This is a genomic window from Trinickia sp. LjRoot230, from assembly GCF_964253315.1.
Taxonomy (GTDB): domain Bacteria; phylum Pseudomonadota; class Gammaproteobacteria; order Burkholderiales; family Burkholderiaceae; genus Trinickia.
The window spans coordinates 1,195,213-1,220,647 of the sequence record NZ_CAXUQX020000001.1 but is presented as its reverse complement, the minus strand read 5'-3'; the positions used below and the strand labels follow the sequence as shown (position 1 = coordinate 1,220,647).

Here is a 25,435-nt window from a genome sequence, read left to right as displayed (position 1 = left end):
GATAAAACCGATGGTCGGGTGGGGTCCAGACGTTGTTGTGTGAATCAGCTGTCCGGCAGCTCGCCTGTGTATTCGTATGCGACGGTGCCTTTGGGATGCTTGAACCAGCCCGGGTCGCGGTAGTCATTCCGTCCCAGTCCCCGGCGGACCTTGACGACCGTGAACATGCCGCCCATCTCCAGCGGCCCGAATGGGCCGGTACCCGTCATCATCGGCAGCGTGTTGTCGGGCAGCGGCATTTCCATCTCGCCCATTGCGCCACCGGTGCTGCCCATTGCCATGTAGTCGGGCACCAGCTTGTTGATGCGTTTGGCCAGATCCTTCTGCGGCACGCCGATCATGTTCGGCACGCTGTGGCCCATCGCATTCATCGTGTGATGCGACTTGTGGCAATGAAACGCCCAGTCTCCCGGCCGGTCCGCGGTGAACTCGATCGCGCGCATCTGGCCGACCGCAACGTCGGCTGTCACCTCCGGCCAACGAGCCGCCGGCGGAATCCATCCGCCGTCGGTGCCAGCCACCTCGAAGTAATAGCCGTGCAGGTGAATCGGATGATTGGTCATCGTCAGATTGCCGAACCGGATACGTACGCGATCACCCGCGCGTACCGGCAACGGATCGATGCCGGGGAATACGCGGGAGTTGAACGTCCACATGTTGAAGTCCGTCATCTCGTTCACACGCGGCGTGAAGCTGCCCGGGTCGATGTCGTAAGCGGACAGCAGGAACACGAAATCGCGGTCGACCGGCATCACGCTGCGGTCCTTCGGGTGCACGATGAACAGGCCCATCATGCCCATCGCCATCTGCACCATCTCGTCCGCGTGTGGGTGATACATGAACGTGCCGTGCTTCTCGAGCTGAAACTCGTAGACGAACGTCTTGCCCGGCGGAATGTGCGGCTGCGTCAAACCGCCGACACCATCCATCCCGTTCGGCAGCAGCATCCCGTGCCAATGGATCGTGGTGTGTTCCGGCAGTTTGTTGGTGACGAAGATGCGGACCTTGTCGCCTTCGACGGCCTCGATCGTCGGGCCCGGCGACTGGCCGTTGTAGCCCCACAGATTTGCCTTCATTCCGGGCGCCATTTCGCGCACCACGGGCTCGGCTGTCAGGTGAAACTCCTTCCAGCCGTTCTTCATGCGCCACGGCAGCGTCCAGCCGTTCAACGTCGCGACCGGTGTATATGGGCGGCCGTTGGGCGGCACGAGCGGCGGCTGCATCGTGGCCTTTGCCATCGTTGGCGCTTCCGGCAACGAAGCCGCGCCGGCCTTGCTGACCATCGCAGCGCCGAGGATTGCGGCTCCCGAGCCGCTGAGGAATTGTCGACGGGACACCATGTTATTTACCTTCCGAATGCGTTTCGTGCGCCGGTTGCGCGGTGGATGCCGGCGCCGGCTGGACTGCCGTTGTCGGAGCGGACTTCGTTGACGAATCCGAACTCGTCGGCGTCGGTGCGGCTTGTGCGGCATCGACTCGCGGCAGACGTCCGCCCAGCGCTTGCTGGAGATCCGTTTCCGCCAGCCAGTAATCTTTCAGCGCGTCGATGTAGCTGTTCACCGCACTGACTTGCTCGCGCGAGTCGGCGAGCAGTTCGAAGACACTGGCTAGCATGCCGTTGTAGCGAAGCAGTAGTTCGTCAGAGATCGTCTTGCGGATCGGCACGACCTCGTCGCGATAGTGTTTCGCGACGCCGTAGCTGCTCACGTACGCGGAATACGACTCGCGTACCTCCGATCGGGCATCGATCGCCGTTTGGGCAAGTCGGTTCGCGGACTGCATGTAGATGGCTTGCGCGCGGGCGACCTTGGCGCTGCCGAAATCGAAAATGGGAATTTCGATACTGATCTCGTAGCCGTGCTCGCGACCCTTGTCGGTCTCGTAGTTGTTTTGGTAACCGGCGTCGACTGCGTTGATGAACCGCGTTGCCTTGCTAAGGCCCAGCGATGACGCGACGCCCTGCGTCTGCAGCTTCGCCGCCTGGATGTCGAGCCGGTTGCGCATCGCGAACTGCTCGAGATCCTTCAGTTCCGGACGCTCCTTTGGCAGATCCGGCAAGCGTTCAGGCAAGATGTACTGCGTGCCGGTGCCCCATACGCCCATCGTGCGTGTGAGTTTCTCCCTCGCCGATACAGCTTGCTGCCGGGCCTTGGCGGCCTGGGCGATCGAGTCGGCGTAGAACGCCTGCTCCCGCGCATAATCGAGCTTGCTGAAATTTCCGGCCTGCCGCATGCGCGAAGCCAGTTCGGCACCCGCATCGGCCGAGTCCTTCACCTTGTTCGCGTACTTGGCAGCCTGCTCGGCAGCCACTGCATTGACGTATGCGCGACGCGCGTCAGCTGCGAGCTTTAGCATCGCATCAGCGGTCTCGAGTTTCGTTTGCTCGAAGCGTCGACCCTCGATGTGTGCGGCAAAAGGCAGAGTCAGAATGCTGAGTACGTTCGCCGAGAACGTACGGCCGATGCTCAGGTCGCCATTGCCCGCTCGTGTGCGGCTGAACGTGAAGCCTGGATTCGGCAGTCGCCCCGCTTGCACCAGATCGGCTTCCGAAAGCCCCAATTCCGCATACGAGGCCTGCAGTCCTCGGTTATTCAGCAGGGCGACCTGCACGGCATCATCCATCGACAGCGGCTTGGCGAGCAATTCCTGTGTTCGCTTCGCCACCGCGTCTCGATCGGCGTCGGTTTTGACGATAACCGCGCCCTTACCTAGCCGCTCCGTGGCGGTTGACGATACCGCACCGAACCCGCCGTCCTTCGAGAACGTGGTGCAGCCGGCTAGCAACACCGTCATGGCAACGCCCGCGCCCATGCGCGTTAAAACGAATCGTTTCATCATTTGGCAGGTTTCCCATGCTGCGAATGAACCGACTGGTGATCGCCAACTGGCTTGTTCATGCCACCCTTGGCTGGCTTCGCCTGCACCGCTTGATTGAGTTGTTGCCAAGTCGGGTTGGCGGCGTCGTTGTATGGGCGATAGCCGTCGAAGGCCGACCGAGCCGAGATCGCCGGGACGGAGGCTGCTGCATCCGTCGGGTCGGCAATCGTGATGGTGGCGTGCACGAGCGCCGGCAATGAAGCCGCCGCGCCAAGCAGCGCCGCAAAAATCAGTCGCATAGATTTTCTCGTCGTAAATCGCCTGACGAGTCCACGCAAGACCGTCAGTACGAATGGCACATCGCGGGCATTACCCGCGGTGGAGAATTAGACGAGGGTGTAGCGAGGAGGCCGCTCGATGCCGTCGGTCAGGAAAGACACGACACCGGCAGAAGGTGGAATGGATGGGGTGACGCGTGCGGCGTCGAAGGATACTGCGACGGACGGAGCCGCCGGTAACCCAGTGCCGAAGCAGCAGGCTGCGCAAGCCGAGCATGAATGCGCGTGATAACTGCCGTCGTTGTGATCAGTGTGGTGGTCGTCGGCCGTAAGTGCCGTTCCGGACATGTCGTGATGATGCTCGGATATGTCTTGCTCGGCGTGCACGATCGGCGTCTCGCCGGCCTCGGCATACGAGGCGACGCATTCCATCGAGATAGCCGCAAACGACTGAACCGGCAGGCTCAGCGCCAACAGCACGACGGTGAAGAGTTTGCGCCAATAAGACATGGGTGCGGATTCTAGCATGAGCAGTTGAAACGACAGCAACGAGAACGTGTCCGCGTGTAATCACAAGCGGTCTAGCTGGTATCTATAAACAGAACTCCCGAGCCGAGCCGCACCCCACAGCGGCGGCATCGCTATCTCGAATTTCTTCTTGACACTCTATCTTTAGATATATATCTTTAGATAAACATAACAACCAGGAGCAGGGAATGCGTCACGCTCATCACTTTCACGGCCACTCGCGCGCTTTCGCCGGCCGACCAATCGATTCGGAATCGTCGTCGTTCTTGCACGGCCTGTGGCATGCCATTGGCCGCCATCGTCATCGCCACGGCGGCGGTGGCGGACTCTTCTGGGGCGGCGGCGGGGAGCGCGGTTTCGGCGACGACGACGGCTTTACCCGTGGGCGCAAATTCTCCAGCGACGACCTGCAATTAATGCTGCTCGCGCTCATTGCCGAAGCCCCGCGCCACGGCTACGAACTGATCAAAGCCCTCGAAGCGCGCTCCAATGGCTTTTACGCGCCCAGTCCCGGCATGGTGTATCCGGCACTCACTTATCTCGAAGAACTCGGTTACGTCACCGTGCAGCAAGAAGGCAACCGCAAGCGGTACGAAATCGCCGAAGCGGGCCGAACGTATCTGGAAGCGAATCGCGACGGGGTCGACGTCATCCTGGCCAAATTGAGCTTCGTCGCGAGCAAGATGGAGACGATGCGGCGCGCCTATGCCGCCGACGACGAGGGTGGCAAATTCGGCGGAGAAAGCGGCCGCTGGCACCCGTTGCTCGTTCAGGCCCGCTATGCGCTCAAACTGGCAGTGTTGCGGGGCGCCGATGCAAGCGAAGCCGAGCAACGCCGCATCGCCGGCATTTTGTTGCGCGCAGCGCAAGAGATCGAAGGCCGCGCGCCGCGGCCGGCCGGCAAGGATGCGCCCGGCTGATACGTGCCTGGCCACAGCTCACCCGGCCAGGTCGCTTGCGCGGGCCCGGCGCGCTCGGTTGCATTTGCATTTACAGTGCGCCGACTACCGATCAAAAGGACTCTGAACAAATGTACGCGCTGCCTCCCGCACGCGAGCGCCGGCTCACCTGGCTGCTCGCGCTGGTTCAATTCACGATCATCATGGACTTCATGGTCATGATGCCGCTCGGCCCGCAGATCATGTCGTCGTTTCAAATCGCGCCTGCCGCGTTCGCGGCCGCGGTGTCGGCTTACTCATGGTGCTCGGGGTTATCGGGCCTTTTCGCCGCGACCTATATCGATCGCTTCGATCGACGCCGGTTACTTCTGGTCGCCTACGCACTGTTCGCGCTCTCGAATCTCGGGTGCGCAATGGCGACGACCTATCCGCTGCTGCTTGCCAGCCGCGCGTTCGCCGGCATTACAGGCGGCGTGCTGAGCGCCGGCGTGATGGCCATCGTCGCCGACGTTGTCCCGGCCTCGCGGCGCGGGGCTGCAACGGGTGTGATCATGACGTCGTTCTCGCTCGCCGCGATCGCTGGGGTACCCGCCGGCGTCCTGCTCGGCGCGCATTTCGGCTGGGCAGCGCCGTTTTGGCTGCTCGCGGTGTTGAGTGCCGCAATCGGCTGCACAGCCGCGACCATCGTGCCGTCGTTAGCCGAGCATCTGCGCGCCGGGCCGGTGGCTATCGCCGACGCGTTGCCCGCCCTGTGGCGCATGCTGAGCCGCGTCCGCCATCTGAAAGCGTTCGCGCTTACGTTTCTGATGATGTTCGCGCACATGCTGGTGATCCCGTTCATCTCGCCAATGCTCGTCGCCAATCACGGCGTGCCAGCGGGCCAGATCTCATGGCTCTATATGGCGGGCGGCGCCGCGACGCTCTTCACGTCACGCGCGGTCGGCAGGCTCGCGGATCGCATCGGCCATCGGCTGGTGTTTCGCATCTTCGGCGTGCTCGCGATGGTACCGGTTCTCGTCATGACGCATATGCCTGCCATCCCGTTTGCGATCATGGTGCCGTTTTTTGCGCTCTTCATGGTCGTCAGCTCAGCGCGCATGGTGCCGATGCAAGCCATCCTCACTACGGTGCCGGAGCCGGCCGAGCGCGGGGCGTTCCTGAGCGCGAACGGCGCCTTGCAGGCATTGGGCACAGGCTGCGGCGCATGGGTCGGCGGGCTGCTGCTCTCGACCGATACGGCAGGCCATGTGCTCGGGTACGGCACGAACGGCTGGTTGTCGGTGGCTGTAGCGACGCTCGGGCTCGCGTGGATCGGGTGCGTCGCGAGCGCGCCGACGGCGCGCGGCCCGCTGCGCGTCGCCACCGGCAACGCCGTGTCGGATGAGCCGCCCGCGCTCGCCCCGGACGCCTGATCGTCGAACGCAGGCGGCGATCAAGCGGGCGAGGCTTGGCGCTAGCCTTTACGCAACGTGCGCTGACGTCGTCGGCGCGCGTTGCGTACGCGCGAGAACCGGTGCAAGTACCGCGCCCGTGTGGCTCGCCTGCACGGTGGCGAGCGTTTCCGGGTCGGCCGCCGCCACGATCGCGCCGCCGCCGGCGCCGCCCTCCGGCCCAAGGTCGATGATCCAGTCAGCCTCGGCAATCACGTCGAGGTCGTGCTCGATGACAACGACGCTATGCCCCGCATCGACAAGACGGTGCAACACGCGAATCAGCCGCGCCACGTCGGCCATATGCAGGCCGACGGTCGGCTCGTCGAGCACATAAAACGTATGAGGTGCCTTCTGGCCGCGCCGCGTGACATCGTCGCGCACCTTGGCGAGTTCGGTCACGAGCTTGATGCGCTGCGCCTCGCCGCCGGAAAGTGTCGGCGACGGCTGCCCCAGCGTCAGATACCCCAGCCCGACATCCTTCATCAGCTGCAACGGATGCGCGACGTTCGGCATCGCTGCGAAGAACTCGACTGCTTCGTCGATCTCCATCGTCAGCACTTCGCCGATGTTGCGGCCGCGCCATGTGACCGCGAGTGTTTCGGGATTGAAGCGCTGGCCGTGGCACACGTCGCATGGCACCTTCACATCAGGCAGAAAGCTCATGCCGATCGTGCGCACGCCCTGCCCCTCGCAGGCGGGACAGCGCCCTTCGCCCGTGTTGAACGAAAAGCGCGACGCGGCATATCCGCGAGCCCGCGCCTCGAGCGTGTCGGCAAAGAGCTTGCGGATCGTATCCCAGACGCCGATGTACGTGGCCGGACACGAGCGCGGGGTTTTGCCGATCGGCGTTTGATCGACTTCCAGTACACGGTCGATGGCCTCGAAACCGGTGATTGCGCGACAGCCCTGCCAACGATGTTCGACGGCAACGGGCGTCGGCGCGCTCGCACTTGAGCGCACGGGCGGCACACCCGGGCGTCGCGCGGCCTGGCGCGGCTCGGCGGCCTGAGCGGCGCGGCGCGCGCGACGCGTGGCAGGCGACGACAACACCGAGCGGCCCACGACATCGAGCAGGTTGGTCATCAGCACGTCGCGCGCGAGCGTCGATTTACCGGAACCCGATACCCCCGTGACAGCGATAAGGCGTGTCAGCGGAATATCGACATCGACATCGCGCAAGTTATGTAAATGCGCGCCGTGAATCGTCAGCCAGCGCTCCGGCACGGCTGGCGTAGCGGCCAGCGGCGCCTTCGCCTTCCGGCCGGATTTGGCTGCGCTGCTGTTCGCGGGCTGCACTGGCCGCCGCGCTTGCAGCGGATGCACGATCGGCCGCGCGAGGAACTGCCCCGTCAGCGAGTCGGGGTGCGCCGCGAGATCGTCCACCGTTCCTTCGGCGACGAGCCGGCCGCCGCGCTTGCCGGCGCCGGGGCCGATATCGATGATGTGGTCGGCGCACCGGATGGTGTCCTCGTCATGCTCGACGACGACGAGCGTGTTGCCCTTCTCTCCCAGTTGGCGCAGCGCATCGAGCAAGATCCGGTTGTCGCGCGGATGCAAGCCGATGGTCGGCTCGTCGAGCACGTAGCACACGCCCTGCAAGTTGCTGCCAAGCTGCGCGGCAAGGCGAATGCGCTGTGCCTCGCCGCCGGACAAGCTCGGCGCCGCTCGATCGAGGCTCAGGTAGCCCAGGCCGACTTCCTCGAGGAACCGCAGCCGGCTTGCGATTTCGCTGACGACGTCTCGCGCGATCTGCGCATCGCGCCCGGCGAGGTCGAGCGAATCGATCCAGCAGCGCGTTTGCGTCACGGTCCATCGGCCGACATCAACAATCGAATGCGAATCGAACGTCACGGCTCGCGCTACGGCGTTGAGCCGCGTGCCGCCGCAATCGGGGCAAGGCGTGTCGCCGATGTCACCGGGCTCGAGCTCCTCGCTCGGCAAGCTTTGCTCGCGGCCGCGGCCGTCCTCCGCGGCAAACGCCGTATCGTCGAATGCGGTGCGTTGCTCGCGCGTGAGCGCAAGCCCGGTGCCGACGCAACTGGTACACCAGCCATGTTTGCTGTTGTACGAAAACATACGCGGATCGAGTTCGGGGTAACTCGTCGCGCATACGGGGCACGCGCGCTTGACCGACAACACCTCGAGCTCGCCGAGATCCGCATGCGCGCCACCCTGAGCGAGCGTTTCGGCCAGGCCGTCGAGCGGCGCGAGCAAATGCATCACCCCGTGGCCGAGTTCGAGCGTCTGCTCCAATGCACGCCGCAACTCGCCTTCGCGATCGGCTGAAATCACGAGGTCCGCGACCGGCAGCTCGATGGTGTGCTCGCGAAACCGCTCGAGCCTCGGCCAGGGTTCGACCGCGATGAATTCACCGTCCACGCGCAAATGCGTGTGGCCGCGCGCTTTGGCCCATTTCGCGAGGTCCGTATAGACGCCCTTTCGATTGACCACTAGCGGCGCGAGCAACCCGACATGCTGGCCCGCGTATTCGCGCAGCAATTGCGCCGCGATCGATTCAACGCTTTGCGGCGTCACGGCTGCGCCGTCGTGCACGCAGTGCTGCACGCCGAGCTTCACGTAAAGCAGACGCAGGAAGTGCCAGACCTCGGAAGTCGTCGCAACCGTGCTCTTTCTGCCGCCGCGCGACAAACGCTGCTCGATCGCAACCGTCGGCGGAATGCCATACACGGCATCCACTTCGGGACGCCCAGCCGGTTGCACGATCGAGCGCGCGTACGCATTCAGCGATTCGAGATAGCGACGTTGCCCTTCATGAAAAAGGATGTCGAACGCAAGCGTCGACTTGCCCGAGCCCGACACACCCGTCACGACGTTGAACTTGCCGTGCGGGATATCGACATCGAGCGCTTTCAGATTGTGTTCGCGCGCGTTGACGATGCGAATGGTGTCTTCGCCTTCCGTCGCACGTCGCGCGCGCGCCGCCGTCAGTGTCGACTGCAGGGGCAGGCCTTCATCGACAACACTTGGCGCTTGCGCCATGTCACCGAGCGCCGCGTCGTACTGAACGAGCGAGCGTCCGGTATGCGAGTGCGAGCAGACTTTCACTTCGTCGACGGTACCCGCCACCACGACTTGCCCGCCGTCATCGCCGCCTTCTGGGCCGAGATCGACGATCCAGTCGGCCGCGCGCACCACATCGAGATTGTGTTCGATGACGAGCAGCGAATGCCCGCGCGCCAGCAGCTTGGCGAACGCGCGCATCAGCTTGGCGATGTCATCGAAATGCAGGCCTGTCGTCGGTTCGTCGAACATGAAAAGCCGGCCGCCTGGCGTCGATTCGGCGCCCGCTTTGACGGCTGTCTCCGCAAGAAAGCCCGCCAGCTTGAGCCGTTGCGCCTCGCCACCCGAAAGCGTCGGCACGGGCTGACCGAGCTTCACGTACTCGAGCCCGACGTCAACGATCGGCTGCAGCACGCGCAACACTTCCGCATCGTTCGCGAAGCGCGCGACTGCCTCGCTGACGGTCAGCTCGAGCACATCGGCAATCGACAGCGAACCCGCAGGTACGCCGCGCTCGATCTTGACATCGAGGACCTCGGCCCGATAGCGCCGGCCGTCGCAATCCGGGCAGCGCAAATAGACATCCGAGAGAAACTGCATCTCGATATGCTCGAACCCGGAGCCGCCGCAGGTTGGGCAGCGTCCATCGCCCGAATTGAAGCTGAAGGTGCCCGCCGTGTAGCCGCGCTGCAGCGCGAGCGGCGCCTTCGCAAAGAGCTTGCGGATTTCGTCGAACGCGCCGACATAGCTCGCCGGATTCGAGCGCGCGGTCTTGCCGATCGGCGATTGGTCGACGAAGACGGCATCGGCGATCAGCGCCGTGCCGACGAGCTGTCGATGCGCTCCCGGCGTTTCAGTCGGCCGGCCCAGTTGACGCGCCAGCGCCGGATAGAGCACGTCCTGAATCAGCGTCGATTTGCCGGAGCCGGACACGCCCGTCACGCAAACCAGCCGGCCGAGTGGGATCTCAACCGTCACGTCGCGCAGGTTGTGCTCGCTCGCGCCTTCCAGCACGAGCCGCGGCGTGGCGGCATCGACGGCTCGTACGGCCCAGTGCGTCGCGTCGGCCACGTGCCGGCGAGAGCCGAGATAATCGCCGGTCAACGTAGCGGCCGAGCGGATGTCGCCAGGCGTGCCGTCGTACACAATCGTCCCACCGCGCTCGCCCGGGCCGGGCCCCATATCGATCAGGCGGTCGGCCGCGAGCATGACGGAGGGGTCGTGCTCGACCACGACGAGCGTATTGCCGGCATCACGCAAGCGCCGCATCGCTTCGACGATGCGGTTCAGATCGCGCGGATGCAAGCCGATGCTCGGCTCGTCAAGGACGAACAGCGTCTTCGTCAGCGACGTGCCCAACGCGGTCGTGAGGTTGATCCGTTGCACCTCGCCGCCCGACAGCGTGCGGCTTTGCCGGTCGAGCGTCAGATAACCGAGGCCAACGTCGCACAAATATCGGAGCCGCGTGCGCACTTCGGCGATCAGCAACTTCAACGCATCATCGAGTAATGCGCTCGGCAGCGTCAGCGTGTCGAACAATTGGCGAATGCGCGCAATCGGCATCAGCATCAAGTCATGCACGGTGAGCCCAGGCAACGCTTCTAACTGAGCGGGCGTCCAGTGAGTGCCCTTCGGCATGAAGCGCGCTTCGGGCGCCAGCGCCGCATCGGCGTTTTCTTTGGTGCCGAGCCGCCACAGCAACGATTCGGTCTTCAGGCGCGCGCCGCCGCACGCCTCGCAAGGCGTGTAGCTGCGGTATTTCGACAGCAGCACGCGGATGTGCATCTTGTAGGCTTTCGATTCGAGGTAGCCGAAAAAACGGCGCACCCCATACCAGTGGCGCTGCCAAGCGCCGTCCCATTCAGGCGAACCTTCGATGACCCATTCGCGCTCGGTCTCGGTCAACGACGCCCACGGCACGTTCGTGCGCACGCCAGCGCGCGCGGCATAGCGCATCAAATCGTCCTGGCATTCCTTCCAGGCCGGTGTTTGCATCGGCTTGATCGCGCCGCCCGCCAGCGTCTTTCGCGCATCGGGAATCACAAGCCCGAGGTCTACGCCAATTACGCGTCCGAAGCCACGGCAAACATCGCATGCACCGTAAGCCGAATTGAACGAGAAGAGGCCCGGCTGCGGATCGGCATAACGCAAGTCGCTGTCCGGGCAGTGCAGCCCCGTCGAAAAGCGCCAGATAACGGGCGCAGGGGCTTCTTGCTGCTCCGGCGTCGTCCGCACGGTATCAGCGCTAGCAGTACTGTCGGCGCTATCGGCGCTATCGGGCAGCACGTACACATTCACGCGCCCCGCTCCCCGCTTGAGCGATGCTTCGATCGCCTCGACGACGCGCACCTTCTCCGTGTTATGCAGGCGGAAACGATCGGCAACCACGTCGAGCACGTGGCGCTTGGTCCCGGCCGTCAATTGCTCGCGCTCGGCCTGCACGCGCGTGTAGCCGCTTGCCGATAACCATTCGCCAATCTCTTCGGCGCTCGCGTTCTCGGGCAACTCCACCGGAAACGTCATCACCAGCCGCGGGTTGCCTTGCGCGGTGCGTTCGGCAAGCTCCGCATAAATGGTCTCGGGCGTGTCGTGACGTACCCGCTGAGCCGTGACCTTGTCGAACAGCTGCGCCGCCCTCGCGTAAAGCAGCTTGATGTGGTCGTTGAGCTCGGTCATCGTCCCGACGGTCGAACGCGAGCTGCGCACCGGGTTGGTCTGATCGATGGCAATGGCCGGCGGCACGCCATCCACGCGATCAACCTGCGGGCGGTCCATCCGGTCGAGAAACTGGCGCGCGTAAGCGCTGAAGGTCTCGACGTAGCGGCGCTGCCCCTCGGCATAAAGCGTATCGAATACCAAGCTCGATTTGCCCGAACCCGATGGGCCCGTCACGACGGTCATTTCTCCCGTATATAGATCGAGGTCGATATTTTTGAGATTGTGCTGGCGAGCTCCGCGAATGCGGATGACTCTGGAAGTCATGGAACGGTCCCTCTATACGCGCTCGTCGCGCTGAATTCGATCGGTTGCGCCGCAATTTCGAGATCACGCGGCGGCTCAGGGGTGCAATGATAGCCCTGCGCGGGAAAGGCCGTTGCACGGTCGGCATGACGACTTTCGTTTGTTCCGGCCGCGCAGCGCACCCGCCCCGCAGTACAGCAATTGCTCTGCAAAAGAGGCTAATGGTTGTGGCGTTTGTGCGGTGCGCAGCGGCGCTGTATTACCTGCCGCTGCTCAGCGGCGTGTGGTGCCGAGCACCGACGCCACGCGCTCGCGCAGTGCGGGCACGAGTTCGCGTTCGAACCAGGGATGGTGCTTGAACCAGCCCTGATTGCGCGGCGACGGGTGCGGCAGCGGAAGCCGGGCCGCCCCATAGTCGCGCCAGGCGGCCACGGTCGCAGTCAGCGTCGGGCGCCGTTCGCCCGCGAGAAAATGCTGCTGCGCATAAGCGCCCACGAGCAGTGTCAGCTCGATATCGGGCAACTCGGCGAGTACCCGGTCGAGCCACAACGTGGCGCACTCGCGGCGCGGCGGCAGATCGCCCGAAGCACCCCGCCCCGGATAGCAATACGCCATCGGCAGCAGCGCAATGCGCCCGGCGTCGTAAAAAATCTCCGGGCCGATGCCCATCCATTCGCGCAAGCGCTCGCCGCTACGGTCGTTCCACGGCACGCCCGTCGCATGGACGCGCGCGCCCGGCGCTTGTCCGACGACGAGCACGCGCGCCGTACGTCCTGCCTGCAAGACCGGACGCGGGCCGAACGGCAGATGCGCTTCGCAGGCACGGCACGCGCGAATTTCAGCCAGCAGCGCGGGCAATCGCGAAGAGGATGAGGACGAGGAACGATCGGGCATCGGTTGAAAAAAGGGACCGGCTTTTCAGCTGCACGATCAATGGTGCGAAAGCTTTTCCGCGAGGTAATCGCGGAGCACGACTGCCTGGTTATGCTCGCGGTCGCGGGCGCCATAGACGAGCGTGATCGGGCCGCGCTTGGCCGCTTCCACGAGCGGCTCCCACGCGGTGGGGTTCGAATCGAGTTCGGCACGGTAGCGCTGCACAAAGTCGTCCCAACGTCGCACATCGTGGCCGAACCAGCGTCGCAGCTCGGTACTGGGCGCCACCTCGCGCAACCATTGCTCGACGTTCAGCACATCCTTGGTAATACCGCGCGGCCACACCCGGTCAATCAGATAACGCGGGCTCCCATTGCCCTCGGGCGCGTCGTAAGCCCGCGAAAGATCGATTCGAACGTGCTTCATAGTGGTTCGCCTGCCGTGCGCGGCTGCCGCACAGCGTTATCGCCGCGTGGTTCGTCATCCCTTGCCCTGACTGAGCGCTGCGTCGAGCGCGCACACGGCGGCGCGTTCGCTTTCCTTCGTCAGCGCCACGCGAAACACGGTCTGTCGATTGTGTCCGGCTGCGGCAGGGGAATCCCAAAGCAGTTCCACATGCGAGCGGCGTGCCCGCCCGCTCGCATGCGGCAGCCGGGCCGCCGGCCCCGGACCGCGGGGGGAAGTACTGAAGGAACGGGAAGGTGCCGCAACAGGCGCAGCTTGACCGGCGACGACGGCCCGCGCGTCCGACAGCGGGCGCTCGCGCTCAAGCGCTTCGACGGCCGGCCATTTCACCGAAAGCTCGCGCGCATCGTACTGGCCGAGCTTGCGGCTTTCGACCCAGACGACGGCGGTGTTGCTCGCCGCATCGAGCGCGATCGCGTAACGCCCGACGGCAAAGCGCCGAGCCGCGATATTCGTGCGCCAGAGCGCGCGCGGCCGGCAGATCCACAACACGGCCGCATAAAGCGCGGGCCCGACAACGAGCCAGCCGTTGGTCTCGGCGACGGCGCGCACGGTTGCATGCCAACCAGCCGACCAGGAAAAGGCGCCGATCGACCACAGCGCAAAAAGGAGCCCCAGCAGCGAAAAGAGCCGCAGTGCCTGTCGCAGCCATTGCGGCAGCGGGTGGAATGGACGTTCGACGCGCGCTTGCGCGCCGGGCAGCACCACCAGCAAGAACAAAAACACCACATTGACCGATGCCCACGGCGACGATGTCATCGCCGAAAAGGACGCGCCGTAGCCCATTTGAGCCATTGAAAAGAGCCACCGCGCGAGAAGGATGAGCCCGATCGCACGCAGCGCGAAGATCATCCCGGCGCCGGGCGCCTGGTGCTCCCGCGAGGGGTTCGCTCTCGTCAACTCGTCCTCCAGGAAACGGATGGCCCAACGCGCCTGCGGCGCATCATACTCCAGCCCTCAGAAAAACAAACGCCCCACCTGCCGCAGGGCAGGCGGGGCATCGCGGCGTGCGGGGCGCCCGACCCGCCGGCAACCGATACGCCGGTGGAGCAGGCACCCCTCACGCTCAACCGGCTGCGACTCCGCGCAGCACGGTGCGGCGCTGTTGACGCAACAACTCCTCGTACGAAGCGAGATAGTGCTGCGCCATGACCTTCGAGGTGAAACGCGATTCGAATGCCTGGCGGACCGTCGTGCGCGGCAGCGTGTGCAGTCGGTTGACGGCAGCCACGGCCGAGAGCTCGTCTTCGACCACGAAGCCCGAAACGCCGTTTTCGATCACTTCGGGCACCGAGCCGCGCTTGAACGCGATCACGGGTGTGCCGCATGCCATCGATTCGATCATCACGAGGCCGAACGGCTCTGGCCAGTCGATCGGGAACAGCAGCGCATGGGCGCCGCCCAGGAACTCGGCCTTCTCGGATTCGCTGATTTCGCCGATGTATTCGACGTGCGGCAGCGCCATCAGCGGCTTGATGTGCTCTTCGTAATATGCGCGATCGGCCTTGTCGAGCTTCGCGGCGATCTTGATCGGCATGCCCGCTTTTTCGGCGATGCGAATTGCGGTGTCGACGCGTTTTTCCGGCGAAATGCGGCCGAGAAACGCGAGATAGCTGGGCTTGACGTCGGTGCGCGGCGTCAGCAGGTTCTCGGGCAGTCCGTGGTAGACGGTGGACAGCCAGCTCGCCTGCGGCAACGGCGCGCGTTGGTTGTCAGAGATCGAAACGACCGGCACGTCGTTGAACGTGTTGAAGATCGGCTGCAGCTCGGGCAAATCGAGACGGCCGTGCAACGTTGTCAGAAACGGCGTGGGCTGGCGCGAGAACAGCGAGAACGGGTAGTAATCGATGTGGAAATGCAGGACATCGAACTCATGCGCGCGGCGACGAACCTCTTCGAGCAACAGCATATGGGGCGCCATCGTGTCGCGAATGGACGGATCGAGCCGCAGGGCCTGGGGCCAGAATGCTTCGAGTTTCGCCGACGTCTTCGAATCGCCGCTGGCGAACAGCGTCACATCGTGCCCGAGTTCGACCAGCGCTTCGGTCAAGTACGACACCACGCGTTCCGTCCCGCCATAAAGCTTCGGAGGAACCGCCTCATGCAAAGGAGCGATTTGAGCGATCCGCATAGTGATGAACTCCCAGAAAAAATTCAGGCAAAAAATGACAACTGTTATGGAAAAAACGAATCTGTCCCCGCGCCCGTGATTGCATCTATCGTTGCAATGCGAGGGGCGGATGAACCCGCGAGTCAATCGGCGGGCCAATCGGCGGGCCAATCGGCGGGCCAATCGGTAAACGCATCGCGAATACAACCGTTGACAAACCAACAGGATTTTCTAAGGGGTAACCCGCACAGCAACGAGACTAAGGGCTAACCCGTACACGATTATCTGGCCGCCCGCATGCTGCACTGCAAAGGCTTTCAAAAATTTTACATTGTTACAATCAGGAAACACTCTGTCAATCTCGATATCGCGCGGCTCGCCTACACTGAGACGCTATTGCCCTGCTGCGGCACGGCGGCACGCCTTCGCGCCCCGCGCAGTTGCTTTCCCCGAAATCTCGAAACCGCTGGCGGCCAACCCGATATCGTAGCCCGAAGGCGATAGGCATGACCTGCGTTGCCCGGGCGCGAACCCTGCGCCCAACTCGCCGACGCACCGTCCCCATTGCGACGGCGCCGCGTCGCGATTCACGTTGCTTGCACCCAACGCTTCTGATCGGGTGCCCGTCTAAACCACCCATGATTACGCGGATGTTTACAATGGCGCCTGGCCAAACTATCTCGATATTGGCACGCGGTGCGTGATCCGCCGACTATCCTTTTCATGACTTCACCCGATTTGCGACCACCGCACCAACAATTGGAACATTTGACCGTCGCCGAGCGTAACGCCCATAACGCGAAGCTTTCGAGCTACGCCAACCGGCCGCTTGCCTTCTTGTTGAGCTACATTCGCCGGCATCCGCTCGCGCATGCGATCGTGCTCGCGAGCGTGTTCGCGGCCGTCGGCTGTGCGCTCGCGTCGCAGTATGCAATCAAGCATCTGATCGACGTGCTCGGCGCCGGGCGCAACCATCCCGGGCCGCTTTGGGGCGCGTTTGCGATCCTGATCGGGCTGATCACCGCCGACAATATGCTTTGGCGTATCGGCGGTTGGGCTGCGGCGCATGTCTTCGTCAATGTCACCGGCGATTTACGGCGCGATCTCTTCCAGTATTTGAGCGGACACTCGCCGACCTACTACGCGGAACGTCAGCCGGGCACGCTCGCGAGCCGCATCACGGCCACGTCGAACGCCGTCTACACGTCCGAGAACACGATGGCCTGGAATGTGCTGCCGCCGTGTATCGCCGTGCTCGGCGCGATCATCATGATCGTCACGGTCAACCCGGTCATGGCGCTGAGCCTGATGTTGTGCTCGGCGGTGCTGGCGGTCGTGCTCTTCAAGCTCGCCGGACGCGGCTCGTCGAAACACCAGCATTTCGCGGCCAAAGCGGCGGCCGTCGATGGCGAACTCGTCGACGTCATCGGCAACATGGGGCTTGTGCGGGCTTTCGGCATGACGTTTCGCGAACAGCAACGGTTCGGCGCGACGGTAAAAGCCGAGATGGACGCGCGTCAGCAAAGCCTGCTCTATCTCGAGCGGCTGCGCGTGCTGCACGCGGCGGTCACGGCGATGCTGTCGGCCGGCCTGCTCGGTTGGGCGCTGTGGCTCTGGAACGAGGGGCGCGCCACGTCGGGCGACATCGTGCTCGTCAGTTCGCTCGGCTTTACGATCCTGCACGGCACGCGCGACTTGGCCGTCGCGCTCGTCGACGTGACGCAGCACATCGCGCGGCTCGCGGAAGCAGTCAAGACGCTGCTCGAGCAGCATGGCATGCCCGATCGCGAGGGTGCGATCGAACTGAAAACCCACGGCGGCTGCGTCGATTTCGAAGGTGTCACATTCGCCTATCCGCGCCGCCGGCCCATCCTCGATCATTTCGATTTGCACATCGCGGCGGGGCAGCGCGTAGGCCTCGTCGGCAAGTCCGGCGCAGGCAAGTCGACCGTTCTCGCGCTGCTGCAGCGCTTTTACGAAACGCAAGGCGGCGCCATTCGAATCGACGGGCAGGACATCGCATCGATCACGCAGGACAGCCTGCGACATGCGATCGCGCTCGTGCCGCAAGACATCGCGCTGTTTCATCGCACGGTCTACGAAAACATCGCCTACGGGCGGCCCGACGCGCGCCTCGATGAAGTCCACGCCGCGGCACGCGAGGCGCGCTGCACGGACTTCATCGAAGCCATGCCCGACGGATTCGATACGATCGTCGGCGACCGAGGCGTCAAGCTCTCGGGCGGACAGCGGCAACGTATCGCGATTGCCCGTGCGATTTTGAAGAACGCCCCGATCCTGCTGCTCGACGAAGCCACCTCGGCGCTCGACAGCGCCTCCGAGGAAGCCATTCAGCAGGCGCTCGACCGGCTGATGGTCGGCCGCACTGTCATCGCGATCGCGCACCGGTTGTCCACGTTGCAGAACTTCGATCGGATCATCGTGATGAGCGCAGGTAAGGTCATCGACGACGGTTCACCCGACGAACTGCGCAACCGCCCCGGTATCTATCGCGATCTGCTGGCGAAGCAGCATGGCAAGGGCATATCGCTGCATCCGGGCGGACGCAAAGTCGGCGAGCATGTGGCGTAAGTGGCGTAAGTGGGCGGCGCGCTTACGCCGCCATCACCTTGCGAGCGGCTTTCACCCGCGGCGTACGCCGCTTCTGCGCGGCCCCGTTCAGATCGCGCAGGAAATTGTCGCGCCAGACCGAGACATTGTTTTCGCGTAATTGCGCGATCATGTCCCGATAGCGCGAGCGCCGCTCTACCAGCGGCATCGCAAGCGCCTGCGCCAGCGCATCGGCCATGCCGTCGATGTCGATCGGATTGACGATCAGCGCCGCCGTCAGTTCATACGCGGCACCTGCAAACTGCGACAGCACGAGCACGCCCGGATCGTCCGGGTCCTGCGCGGACACATATTCCTTCGCCACCAGGTTCATGCCATCGCGCAGCGGCGTGACATAGCCGACATGCGATTGGCGAAACAGCGCCGCCAGCACCTGGCGCTCGTATTGCCGGTGAATGTAGCGAATCGGCGTCCAGTCCAACTCGGCGAAACGCCCGTTGATCCGCCCCGATTCCGCTTCGAGGCGCTGCCGAATGTCCTGATAGGCGTGCATGTCCGCTCGCGTGGGGGGCGCGATCTGCAGGAACGACACTTGATTGCGATGCGCCGGCGCCCGATCGAGCAGACGCTCGAACGCGCGAAAACGCTCGACGAGCCCCTTCGAATAGTCGAGCCGGTCAACGCTCATGATCAGTTTGCGCTCGTGCAGCGTGGCCTTCATCGTCCGCACGGGCTTGCCGCGTGTGCCCGCCTTCGCGAGTTGCGCGATCTCGTCGGGATAAACGCCGATCGGATAAGCGGCCGCATGCAGCGAACGGCCGAACGCGCGAATCGCCGCAGGCGCGGTGCGCGTATCGGTATGGGCGCCGACGTTGCCCACGTCGCCTATGTCGCCTATGTCGCCTATGTCGCCCATTTCGATTTCGCCACCCGCTTCGTTCACGATGTAATCGCAAAACGCGCGCAGGTCGCTACGCGTCTGGAAACCGAGCAGGTCGAACGCGCAAAGCGCGCGCACGAGTTCCCGATGTGGCGGCACCGAAAGCAGCACCTGCGCGGCCGGAAACGGAATATGCAGGAAAAAGCCGATGCGATTTTTGACGCCGGCCGCCCGCAACGCTTCGGCAAACGGAATCAGGTGATAGTCGTGCACCCAGATGACGTCGTTATCGCGCAAGAGCGGCACCAACTGCTTCGCAAGCCACGCGTTCACGCGGCAATAGCCTTCGAAATCATGGCGGTCGTACTGGACGAGATCGGCCCGATAGTGAAACGCCGGCCACAACGTCGCGTTCGAAAACCCCTTGTAGTACTGGTCGTAATCGCGTCTCGCGAGACCGATCGTCGCAAACGTGACAGGCCCATGCTCGGCGAGCGCGATCGTCGGCGGGGCCGACGAAACCACTTCGCCGCTCCAGCCAAACCACATCCCGCCGGTTTCCCTCAACGCGTCGTAGACGCCGACCGCGAGGCCGCCAGCCGCGGGGCCGCCTTCGGAAATCGGCGCGACGCGGTTCGAAACGATAATGAGGCGGCTCATGAACGCTGTCGCATCTCAGCGACGATCGAGGCGAGCCACGCGAGAAACGCGTCGACGGAATCCACGCGCGCGCGTGCGGCTGTCTCGCCGGGGCCGACCTTGATCGACCACCCGCCGCGCGCGTTGATGACGGCGAAGCCCTTCTCGTCGGTCAGATCGTCGCCTGCAAATACCGGCAGGCGTCCCGCGAACGGCGGCTCGTCGAGAAAAGCGGCCAGTGCCCGGCCCTTGTCGACGTTTTTCGGCTTGATCTCGTAGACCATCTTGCCCGGCTGCAGCACATAGGCGCTCGCGTGCTCCGCCACCAGCCGCTCGGCGGCCTCGCGCGCCGCAGGTTCGGCCGAGGGCGCATTGCGATAATGCAGCGCGAGCGAAGCCCCCTTGATCTCCAGTAGCGTGCCTGAGTGCATGCGGACGAACTCGGCCAGCACGCGCTCCATGCGCAGCAGCCGCGCGTCGTCGAAGCCGACACGCACGACGTCCCCGTTGCCGTCGCGCCGTTCGGCGCCGTGCAGACCGGCGACCGGCAAATCGGGCATGCCGAGAAAGCCGTCGATGCTCTCGATGCCGCGCCCCGACACGACCCCCACTGCGCCTTTCGCGAGGCGCCGCAATTCGGCCAGTGAGTCGAGCATCGTTTGCGCGACGACAACGCCGTCAGGCGTCGGGGCGATCTCGACGAGCGTGCCGTCGAAATCGAAGAAGAACGCGGTCTCGCTCGGAGACAGAAAGACGGGTAACGATTGCATCGGCATATTTGTATAGCGGTCGAACGCTTTCTAGGCGCCCGAGCAGAAGAGTTGGCCATCTTACCGCGCCTTGCGCACGATTTCGAGAGCGCGAAAATCGCTATCTTGCGCCGGTCGTCACGGTTTGCGCGACAAATTGTCCCGTTTATGTCCCGTTTGGCGCGGGCGCGGGCTCACGCGGCGGCGACGGCGGGGCTTTTGCGCTATAGTCGCAGCCGCCGCGCCGGCACTGCGCCCCCGCTTCTCGCTGGGTACCGCTGGCTGGGTCCCGCGAGTTACCGCTTAATCCGCCCCATCGAGTTTTTGGATGCAGCGACTTCCGAACATTGATGCATCGTCTCATTGCGTAAGCATGACGCTGTCGAAATCGTCGAAAACATCTGTTGCACGCCGGTTCATGTCGCGGCTCGCCGCAGCGAGTGTCGCGCTACTCGTCGCCGCGTGCTCGCAAAGCGGCGCGCCTTGGCAATTGACCAACGTGACCGGACACTTGCCGGATTTGCGCTTCGCGCTGACGGCCGACGACGGCAGACCCGTCGACGCCTCGACGTTCCAGGGGCAAACGACGCTCGTCTATTTCGGTTACACGCATTGCCCCGACGTCTGCCCCGAAACGATGGCACGCCTGATGCAGGTATTGGCGAAGCTTAACGACAAAGATGCAGCCAAGGTCCGCATCCTGTTCATTTCGGTCGACCCGGCACGCGACTCGCCGCAGGCGCTGCACGACTATGTGGGCGCATTCGACGCGCAACATGTGCGTGGCCTGACGGGCACCGATCGCCAGGTCGAATCGCTTGCGCGGCGCTACCGCGTCGCTTATCAGATGGAAAAGCGTGACCCCAAGGGCAATTACGAGGTCACGCATAGTTCGGCCGTCTACATTTTCGACGCTCGAGGTCGTGCGCGCCTGCTTGCGACAGACCATGATTCGCCCGATGCAATCGCTCATGACGTCGCCCGCGTCGTCGAAGGTGAAGGTTGAGGCGCCCGAACTGCTCTAACCGTTCTGAAAGCAGCTTACAAACAATCGAGGACTATCCCGACGATGAAACGACAATCGATCCCCCTCCCCGCAATTTGCGCGGCCGCCTTCAGCTTCGCGTCTTTCTTCGCGGCCGCGACGGCGCACGCCTCAGGTGCCCCCACAGTGCAGGCAGCCGACGCATGGGTACGCTGGCTGCCCAACAAGCTGCCGGCCGCCGGCTATGTCACGCTGACGAACAACGGCGACAAGCCCGTCGATCTGACGATGACGTCGAGCCCCGACTACGGCAGCGTCATGCTTCATCAAACCATTTCGAACGGCTCGACCTCGCAGATGGTGATGGTCGAGAAAGCCACCGTACCCGCTCATGGCGCGCTCAAGGTTGCGCCGGGCGGCTATCACTTCATGCTTGAAGACGCGACGCACAAAATCGCCCCCGGCGGCACCGTGCATCTGCGGATGCAGTTCTCGGACGGCACGACGCTCGACACGCCGTTTATCGTCAAGTCGCCCGCCCAGGCGAAATAGACCCATTACCGCGCGATGAACGTGTTGTATTGGCTCGAACCGTGGGAGCCTTCGCCGAGCGTCGTCATCGTGATCGCCGGTGCTGCTGTTCTTTTCTTGCGCGGCGCGCGGCATGCGCGCGTCTCGCCGCTGCGCTCCGTGTCGTTCTGGTTTGGCCTCGTCGCGCTTTATATCGCTTTGCACACGCGGCTCGACTATTACTTCGAGCACGAATTCTTCATGCATCGCCTGCAGCATCTCGTGCTGCATCATCTCGGGCCGTTCTTTATCGCGTGGTCGTATCCGGGAGCGGCGCTGCGCGCCGGCATTCCGTTTCGCTGGCGCCAACGCTTCGTCAATCCGGCGATGCGAGCCAAGCCGATGCGCATCGTGTGCAATACGGTGTTTCATCCCGTCATCGCGGTCTTGCTGTTCGTCGGCCTGATTTATTTTTGGCTGCTATCGCCAATTCATTTCAAGGCGATGCTTGATTGGCGCCTTTATCGCCTGATGAATTGGAGCATGGCGATAGACGGGCTGCTGTTTTGGTGGCTCGTGCTCGATCCGCGGCCGGCGCCGCCTGCGCGGCTCGCGCCGGGCCGACGCGTCATGATGGTGATCGCGGCTATTCCACCGCAGATCGTGCTCGGTGCAATGATCTTCTTCACGCCGCGCGAGCTTTATCCGATTTACTCGATTTGCGGCCGCGCATTCACGTGGCTCAGCCCGATGCGCGATCAACAAATCGGCGGACTGCTGATCTGGATACCCGGTTCGATGATGAGCGTAATCGGCGCGCTGATTGCGCTGCGTCACTGGATGCGGCTCTCAGCTCGCGCGCGTCTGCTCGGCGAACGCGCAAGCCAACCGAGACTCGAACTCAAACCCAAACCCAAACCCAAACCCAAACCCAAACCCAAACCCAAACCGGTCTAAGCCGAGCGCATCCAGATGTGCGGTATGCCGTCGTCGTCGTGGACCTCAGACGCCGGCTCGAATCCGAACGCCCCGTAAAACGTCTGCAAATGCGCCTGCGCGTGCAGACTGATCGCCGTGTCGGGCCAGCGGGCGGCTATCAACGGAAGTACACGATCGAACATCGCGCGGCCGAGGCCGATACCGCGAAATGCCGCAGTCGTCAGCACGCGCCCGATGCGTATGTCACTCTCGTGCGCGTCGGGCAACAGTACGCGCAGATATCCCGCCAGCACGTTGCCATTCGCATAGGCGAGCAAATGCCAGGCGACCTTGTCGAGGCCGTCAACGTCCGCATAGATACAACGCTGCTCTACGACAAAGACGTCGTTGCGTGCGGCGAGTATGTCGTACACCTCGAGCGGCGCGAGCTCGTTGAAATGCTTCCAGCGCCATTCGAGGTCCTGCAGTGTCGTGCGGGATGAGTCAGTGGTCATTGAAGACGAAACGCGCGGGCTTGGAGATTCGGCGATTATCGCGTGCGCCAGGCGTGATTGAAACCCTTCAACTGTTACGCTGGGCCTCGAACCAAGCTTGAAACATCAGCACGGTCCATAGCGCGTGTTGGCAGTTCATGCGTCCGGCAAGATGCGCTCGCCAGAGCCGCTCGACGCGCGCCGCATCGAAAAAGCCTTCATCGCGCAGCCGCGAGGGTTCGAGCAGCGCCTGCGCCCAGTCGCGCAATGCGCCACGCAGCCAGTCGCCGACGGGTGCGCAAAAGCCCTGCTTCGGCCGGTCGATCAACTCGCCCGGTATGTAGCGATGGAGCAGCCGGCGCAGCAGCCATTTCGGCTGGCCATCGGGTATTCGCAGCGAGGCTGGCAGCCGCCAGGCGAATTCCACGACGCGATGGTCGAGAAACGGCATGCGTGTCTCGAGGCTCACCGCCATCGCCGCGCGATCGACTTTCGCCAGGATATCGTCCGGCAGATAGGTCTGCGCATCGACCGACATCGCCTGCTCGGCGAACGAGAGGCCCGCCGGCCACGCTCCGGGCAAATCGACACGCGTCGACGGTTCGCGGCCCGCGAGCGCCAACCGCTCAGGGTGCTGAATCGACGACATCAGAAGACGGTACAAGTCGGTGCGGCTTTCGGCCGTCATCACGTGGGCGAGCTTGTGCAGCCGCTCGCCGACGCGAGGCGGTCCCTCGCGCGCCCCGGACGGCCACGCGCCTTGGATGAACGCCGCGAATTGATCGGCATGGTCCGGCCGTAGCGCGAGCAACGCGGCGGCAATCCGTCCGCGTATCGGCAACGGCACGCGTCGCAGGCGGCTCCACAGACGCGGAGCGAGAAAGTAGCGCGTATAGCCACCGAACAGTTCGTCGCCGCCGTCGCCGGACAGCGCCACCTTCACGTGGCGCTGCGTCGTTCCCGCGACGGCCAGCGTGGGAATTTGCGAAGCGTCGGCAAACGGCTCGTCGTACACCGACGGCATTTTCGGCACGAGATCGAGTGCATGTGCGGCGGTCACGACGATTTCCGTGTGCTCGGTGCCCAGATGCTTCGCGACCGCCTTGGCGTGGCCAGCTTCGTCATAGCCGGCATCCTCGAAGCCGACGGTGAACGTACGCACCGGCTGCGCGGATTGCGCCTGCATCAGCGAGACGATCAGCGAGGAATCCACGCCGCCGGACAAGAATGCACCAAGCGGCGCATCCGCAATCATCTGCCCAGCGGTGGCCTCGCGCAGCAGCGTATCAAGTTGGGCCTCGGCCGCATCGGCATCGCCTTCGAACGGATTGGCGCGACCTTGCTCGATCGCCCGATCGAGCGACCAGTAGCGGCGCGGCATGGGCCAGATATCAGGCGTTTCGATCTGCACGTAGGAGCCGGGCGGCAACTTGCGCACGTTGGCATAGATCGTATGCGGCGCGGGCACGCATGCATAGCGCAAATACAGGCATAGCGCATCGCGATCGATGTCGCGGCCGTCGAAGCCCGGAAACGTGCGCAGCGCCTTGAGCTCGGAGCCGAATACCAGGGTATCGCCGACTCGCGCGTAATAGAGCGGCTTTTCACCCATGCGGTCGCGCGCTAGTGTCAGTACGCGCGACTCGCGGTTCCACAGTGCGAGTGCGAACATGCCGACCGCACGCTGCAGTGTGCGGTCGATCCCCCACGCGGCGAACGCCGCGAGCAAGACCTCGGTATCGGAATGGCCGCGCCATGCCGGTGCACGGCCTTCGGCTTCGAGCGCGCTGCGCAGTTGGCGGAAGTTGTAGATTTCCCCGTTGAACGTCATTACGTAGCGGCCGCACTCGGAGAGCATCGGCTGATGGCCGTTTGCAGACAGGTCGATGATCGCGAGCCGCCGATGGCCAAGCGCAACACCTGCGGCCAAATCGAGCCACGCGCCCGCATCGTCGGGGCCACGGTGCGCGACGCTGTCCGTCATTCGTGCAAGCGTGGCACGGGCCGCCTGCTGCTCGAATGCGGTTCGGGTCCAAAACCCGGCGATTCCGCACATATGTCGTCATCCGTTGGAATGGTCAAGCAAGGCGTTTCTTGCATATTGAACAAGAAGACGCCATATCGTCCGTACATGCTACGGAGAAAATATTCGCGAATAATCGCGTAGGCCGGATGAAAGACCGTCTGTGCAACGGCGAGCGACGCAGCGTAGGTCAGAAGCTTGACAGAAAGGCGTTAAAGCGACTGATCCGATGAATGGTTTTTGGTTCGCGACCATCGGAAAATTTCATCAAAAGTCGCAAA

The 25,435-nt window shown here is 63.7% G+C and carries 19 protein-coding genes; 6 read left to right on the top strand and 13 right to left on the bottom strand.

Translation table 11 applies throughout. From position 1 onward, the window contains the following. Window positions 1–44 precede the first annotated feature (44 nt). From ACSQ20_RS05755 to ACSQ20_RS05740, 4 genes are all read right to left on the bottom strand, one after another. Complete coding sequence (locus tag ACSQ20_RS05755; RefSeq protein WP_436018209.1) at window positions 45–1,340, bottom strand: multicopper oxidase domain-containing protein; 1,296 nt, start codon at window positions 1,338–1,340, stop codon at window positions 45–47. A 1-nt stretch (window position 1,341) separates the two neighbouring features. Continuing rightward, window positions 1,342–2,838: a TolC family protein gene (locus ACSQ20_RS05750; protein WP_436018208.1), complete on the bottom strand. Its 1,497-nt coding sequence runs from the start codon at window positions 2,836–2,838 to the stop codon at window positions 1,342–1,344. Next, a complete protein-coding gene (locus ACSQ20_RS05745; protein ID WP_436018207.1) occupies window positions 2,835–3,116 on the bottom strand; it encodes a hypothetical protein in 282 nt (93 codons plus the stop codon). Before ACSQ20_RS05745 ends, ACSQ20_RS05750 begins: the two co-directional genes overlap by 4 nt. Before the next feature lie 87 nt (window positions 3,117–3,203). Then, a complete protein-coding gene (locus tag ACSQ20_RS05740) occupies window positions 3,204–3,605 on the bottom strand; it encodes a hypothetical protein (protein WP_436018206.1) in 402 nt (133 codons plus the stop codon). Between the two features lie 206 nt (window positions 3,606–3,811). Between ACSQ20_RS05740 and ACSQ20_RS05735 the strand changes: the two genes are divergently transcribed. After that, entirely contained in the window at window positions 3,812–4,543 is a 732-nt protein-coding gene (locus ACSQ20_RS05735) for a PadR family transcriptional regulator (protein ID WP_436018205.1), read from the top strand. Window positions 4,544–4,653: 110 nt separating this feature from the next. Then, a complete protein-coding gene (locus ACSQ20_RS05730) occupies window positions 4,654–5,934 on the top strand; it encodes an MFS transporter (protein ID WP_436018204.1) in 1,281 nt (426 codons plus the stop codon). A gap of 48 nt (window positions 5,935–5,982) precedes the next feature. On the opposite strand, the gene uvrA is transcribed toward ACSQ20_RS05730, so the two are convergent. The 5 genes from uvrA to ACSQ20_RS05705 form a co-directional block, all read right to left on the bottom strand. Continuing rightward, complete coding sequence (gene uvrA, locus ACSQ20_RS05725; RefSeq protein WP_436018203.1) at window positions 5,983–11,958, bottom strand: excinuclease ABC subunit UvrA; 5,976 nt, start codon at window positions 11,956–11,958, stop codon at window positions 5,983–5,985. Between the two features lie 252 nt (window positions 11,959–12,210). Beyond that, the gene (locus ACSQ20_RS05720; RefSeq protein WP_436018202.1) at window positions 12,211–12,831 is read right to left on the bottom strand and encodes a uracil-DNA glycosylase family protein; all 621 of its coding nucleotides are present in this window, start codon (window positions 12,829–12,831) and stop codon (window positions 12,211–12,213) included. Between the two features lie 36 nt (window positions 12,832–12,867). Beyond that, window positions 12,868–13,236 carry a DUF488 domain-containing protein gene (locus tag ACSQ20_RS05715; protein WP_436018201.1) on the bottom strand — a complete coding sequence of 123 codons (369 nt, stop codon included), beginning with the start codon at window positions 13,234–13,236 and terminating at the stop codon, window positions 12,868–12,870. 54 nt (window positions 13,237–13,290) lie between these two features. After that, the gene (locus tag ACSQ20_RS05710; RefSeq protein ID WP_436018200.1) at window positions 13,291–14,175 is read right to left on the bottom strand and encodes a hypothetical protein; all 885 of its coding nucleotides are present in this window, start codon (window positions 14,173–14,175) and stop codon (window positions 13,291–13,293) included. Window positions 14,176–14,341: 166 nt separating this feature from the next. Further along, window positions 14,342–15,406, bottom strand: a complete 1,065-nt coding sequence (locus ACSQ20_RS05705) for a glycosyltransferase family 4 protein (RefSeq protein ID WP_436018199.1) — start codon at window positions 15,404–15,406, stop codon at window positions 14,342–14,344. Between the two features lie 702 nt (window positions 15,407–16,108). Between ACSQ20_RS05705 and ACSQ20_RS05700 the strand changes: the two genes are divergently transcribed. Next, complete coding sequence (locus tag ACSQ20_RS05700; protein ID WP_436018198.1) at window positions 16,109–17,977, top strand: ABC transporter ATP-binding protein; 1,869 nt, start codon at window positions 16,109–16,111, stop codon at window positions 17,975–17,977. A gap of 22 nt (window positions 17,978–17,999) precedes the next feature. Here ACSQ20_RS05700 and otsA read toward each other — a convergent pair whose 3' ends face one another. Next, entirely contained in the window at window positions 18,000–19,496 is a 1,497-nt protein-coding gene (gene otsA / locus ACSQ20_RS05695; protein WP_436018197.1) for an alpha,alpha-trehalose-phosphate synthase (UDP-forming), read from the bottom strand. Then, on the bottom strand, window positions 19,493–20,245 hold the full coding sequence (otsB, locus tag ACSQ20_RS05690) for a trehalose-phosphatase (RefSeq protein WP_436022929.1): 753 nt from the start codon (window positions 20,243–20,245) through the stop codon (window positions 19,493–19,495). Before otsB ends, otsA begins: the two co-directional genes overlap by 4 nt. Before the next feature lie 352 nt (window positions 20,246–20,597). Here otsB and ACSQ20_RS05685 point away from each other — a divergent pair, with 352 nt between their 5' ends. The 3 genes from ACSQ20_RS05685 (at window position 20,598) to ACSQ20_RS05675 (ending at window position 22,676) form a co-directional block, all read left to right on the top strand. Next, on the top strand, window positions 20,598–21,230 hold the full coding sequence (locus ACSQ20_RS05685) for an SCO family protein (protein ID WP_436018196.1): 633 nt from the start codon (window positions 20,598–20,600) through the stop codon (window positions 21,228–21,230). A 63-nt stretch (window positions 21,231–21,293) separates the two neighbouring features. After that, window positions 21,294–21,761 carry a copper chaperone PCu(A)C gene (locus ACSQ20_RS05680; protein ID WP_436018195.1) on the top strand — a complete coding sequence of 156 codons (468 nt, stop codon included), beginning with the start codon at window positions 21,294–21,296 and terminating at the stop codon, window positions 21,759–21,761. Window positions 21,762–21,776: 15 nt separating this feature from the next. Next, window positions 21,777–22,676, top strand: a complete 900-nt coding sequence (locus ACSQ20_RS05675) for a cytochrome c oxidase assembly protein (RefSeq protein WP_436018194.1) — start codon at window positions 21,777–21,779, stop codon at window positions 22,674–22,676. Here ACSQ20_RS05675 and ACSQ20_RS05670 read toward each other — a convergent pair. Together ACSQ20_RS05670 and asnB are read right to left on the bottom strand one after the other, a co-directional pair. Further along, complete coding sequence (locus ACSQ20_RS05670) at window positions 22,673–23,152, bottom strand: GNAT family N-acetyltransferase (protein WP_436018193.1); 480 nt, start codon at window positions 23,150–23,152, stop codon at window positions 22,673–22,675. The two genes, ACSQ20_RS05675 and ACSQ20_RS05670, sit on opposite strands and share 4 nt — an antisense overlap. 67 nt (window positions 23,153–23,219) lie before the next feature. Then, entirely contained in the window at window positions 23,220–25,187 is a 1,968-nt protein-coding gene (gene asnB, locus ACSQ20_RS05665; RefSeq protein ID WP_436018192.1) for an asparagine synthase (glutamine-hydrolyzing), read from the bottom strand. Between the last annotated feature and the right edge of the window lie 248 nt (window positions 25,188–25,435).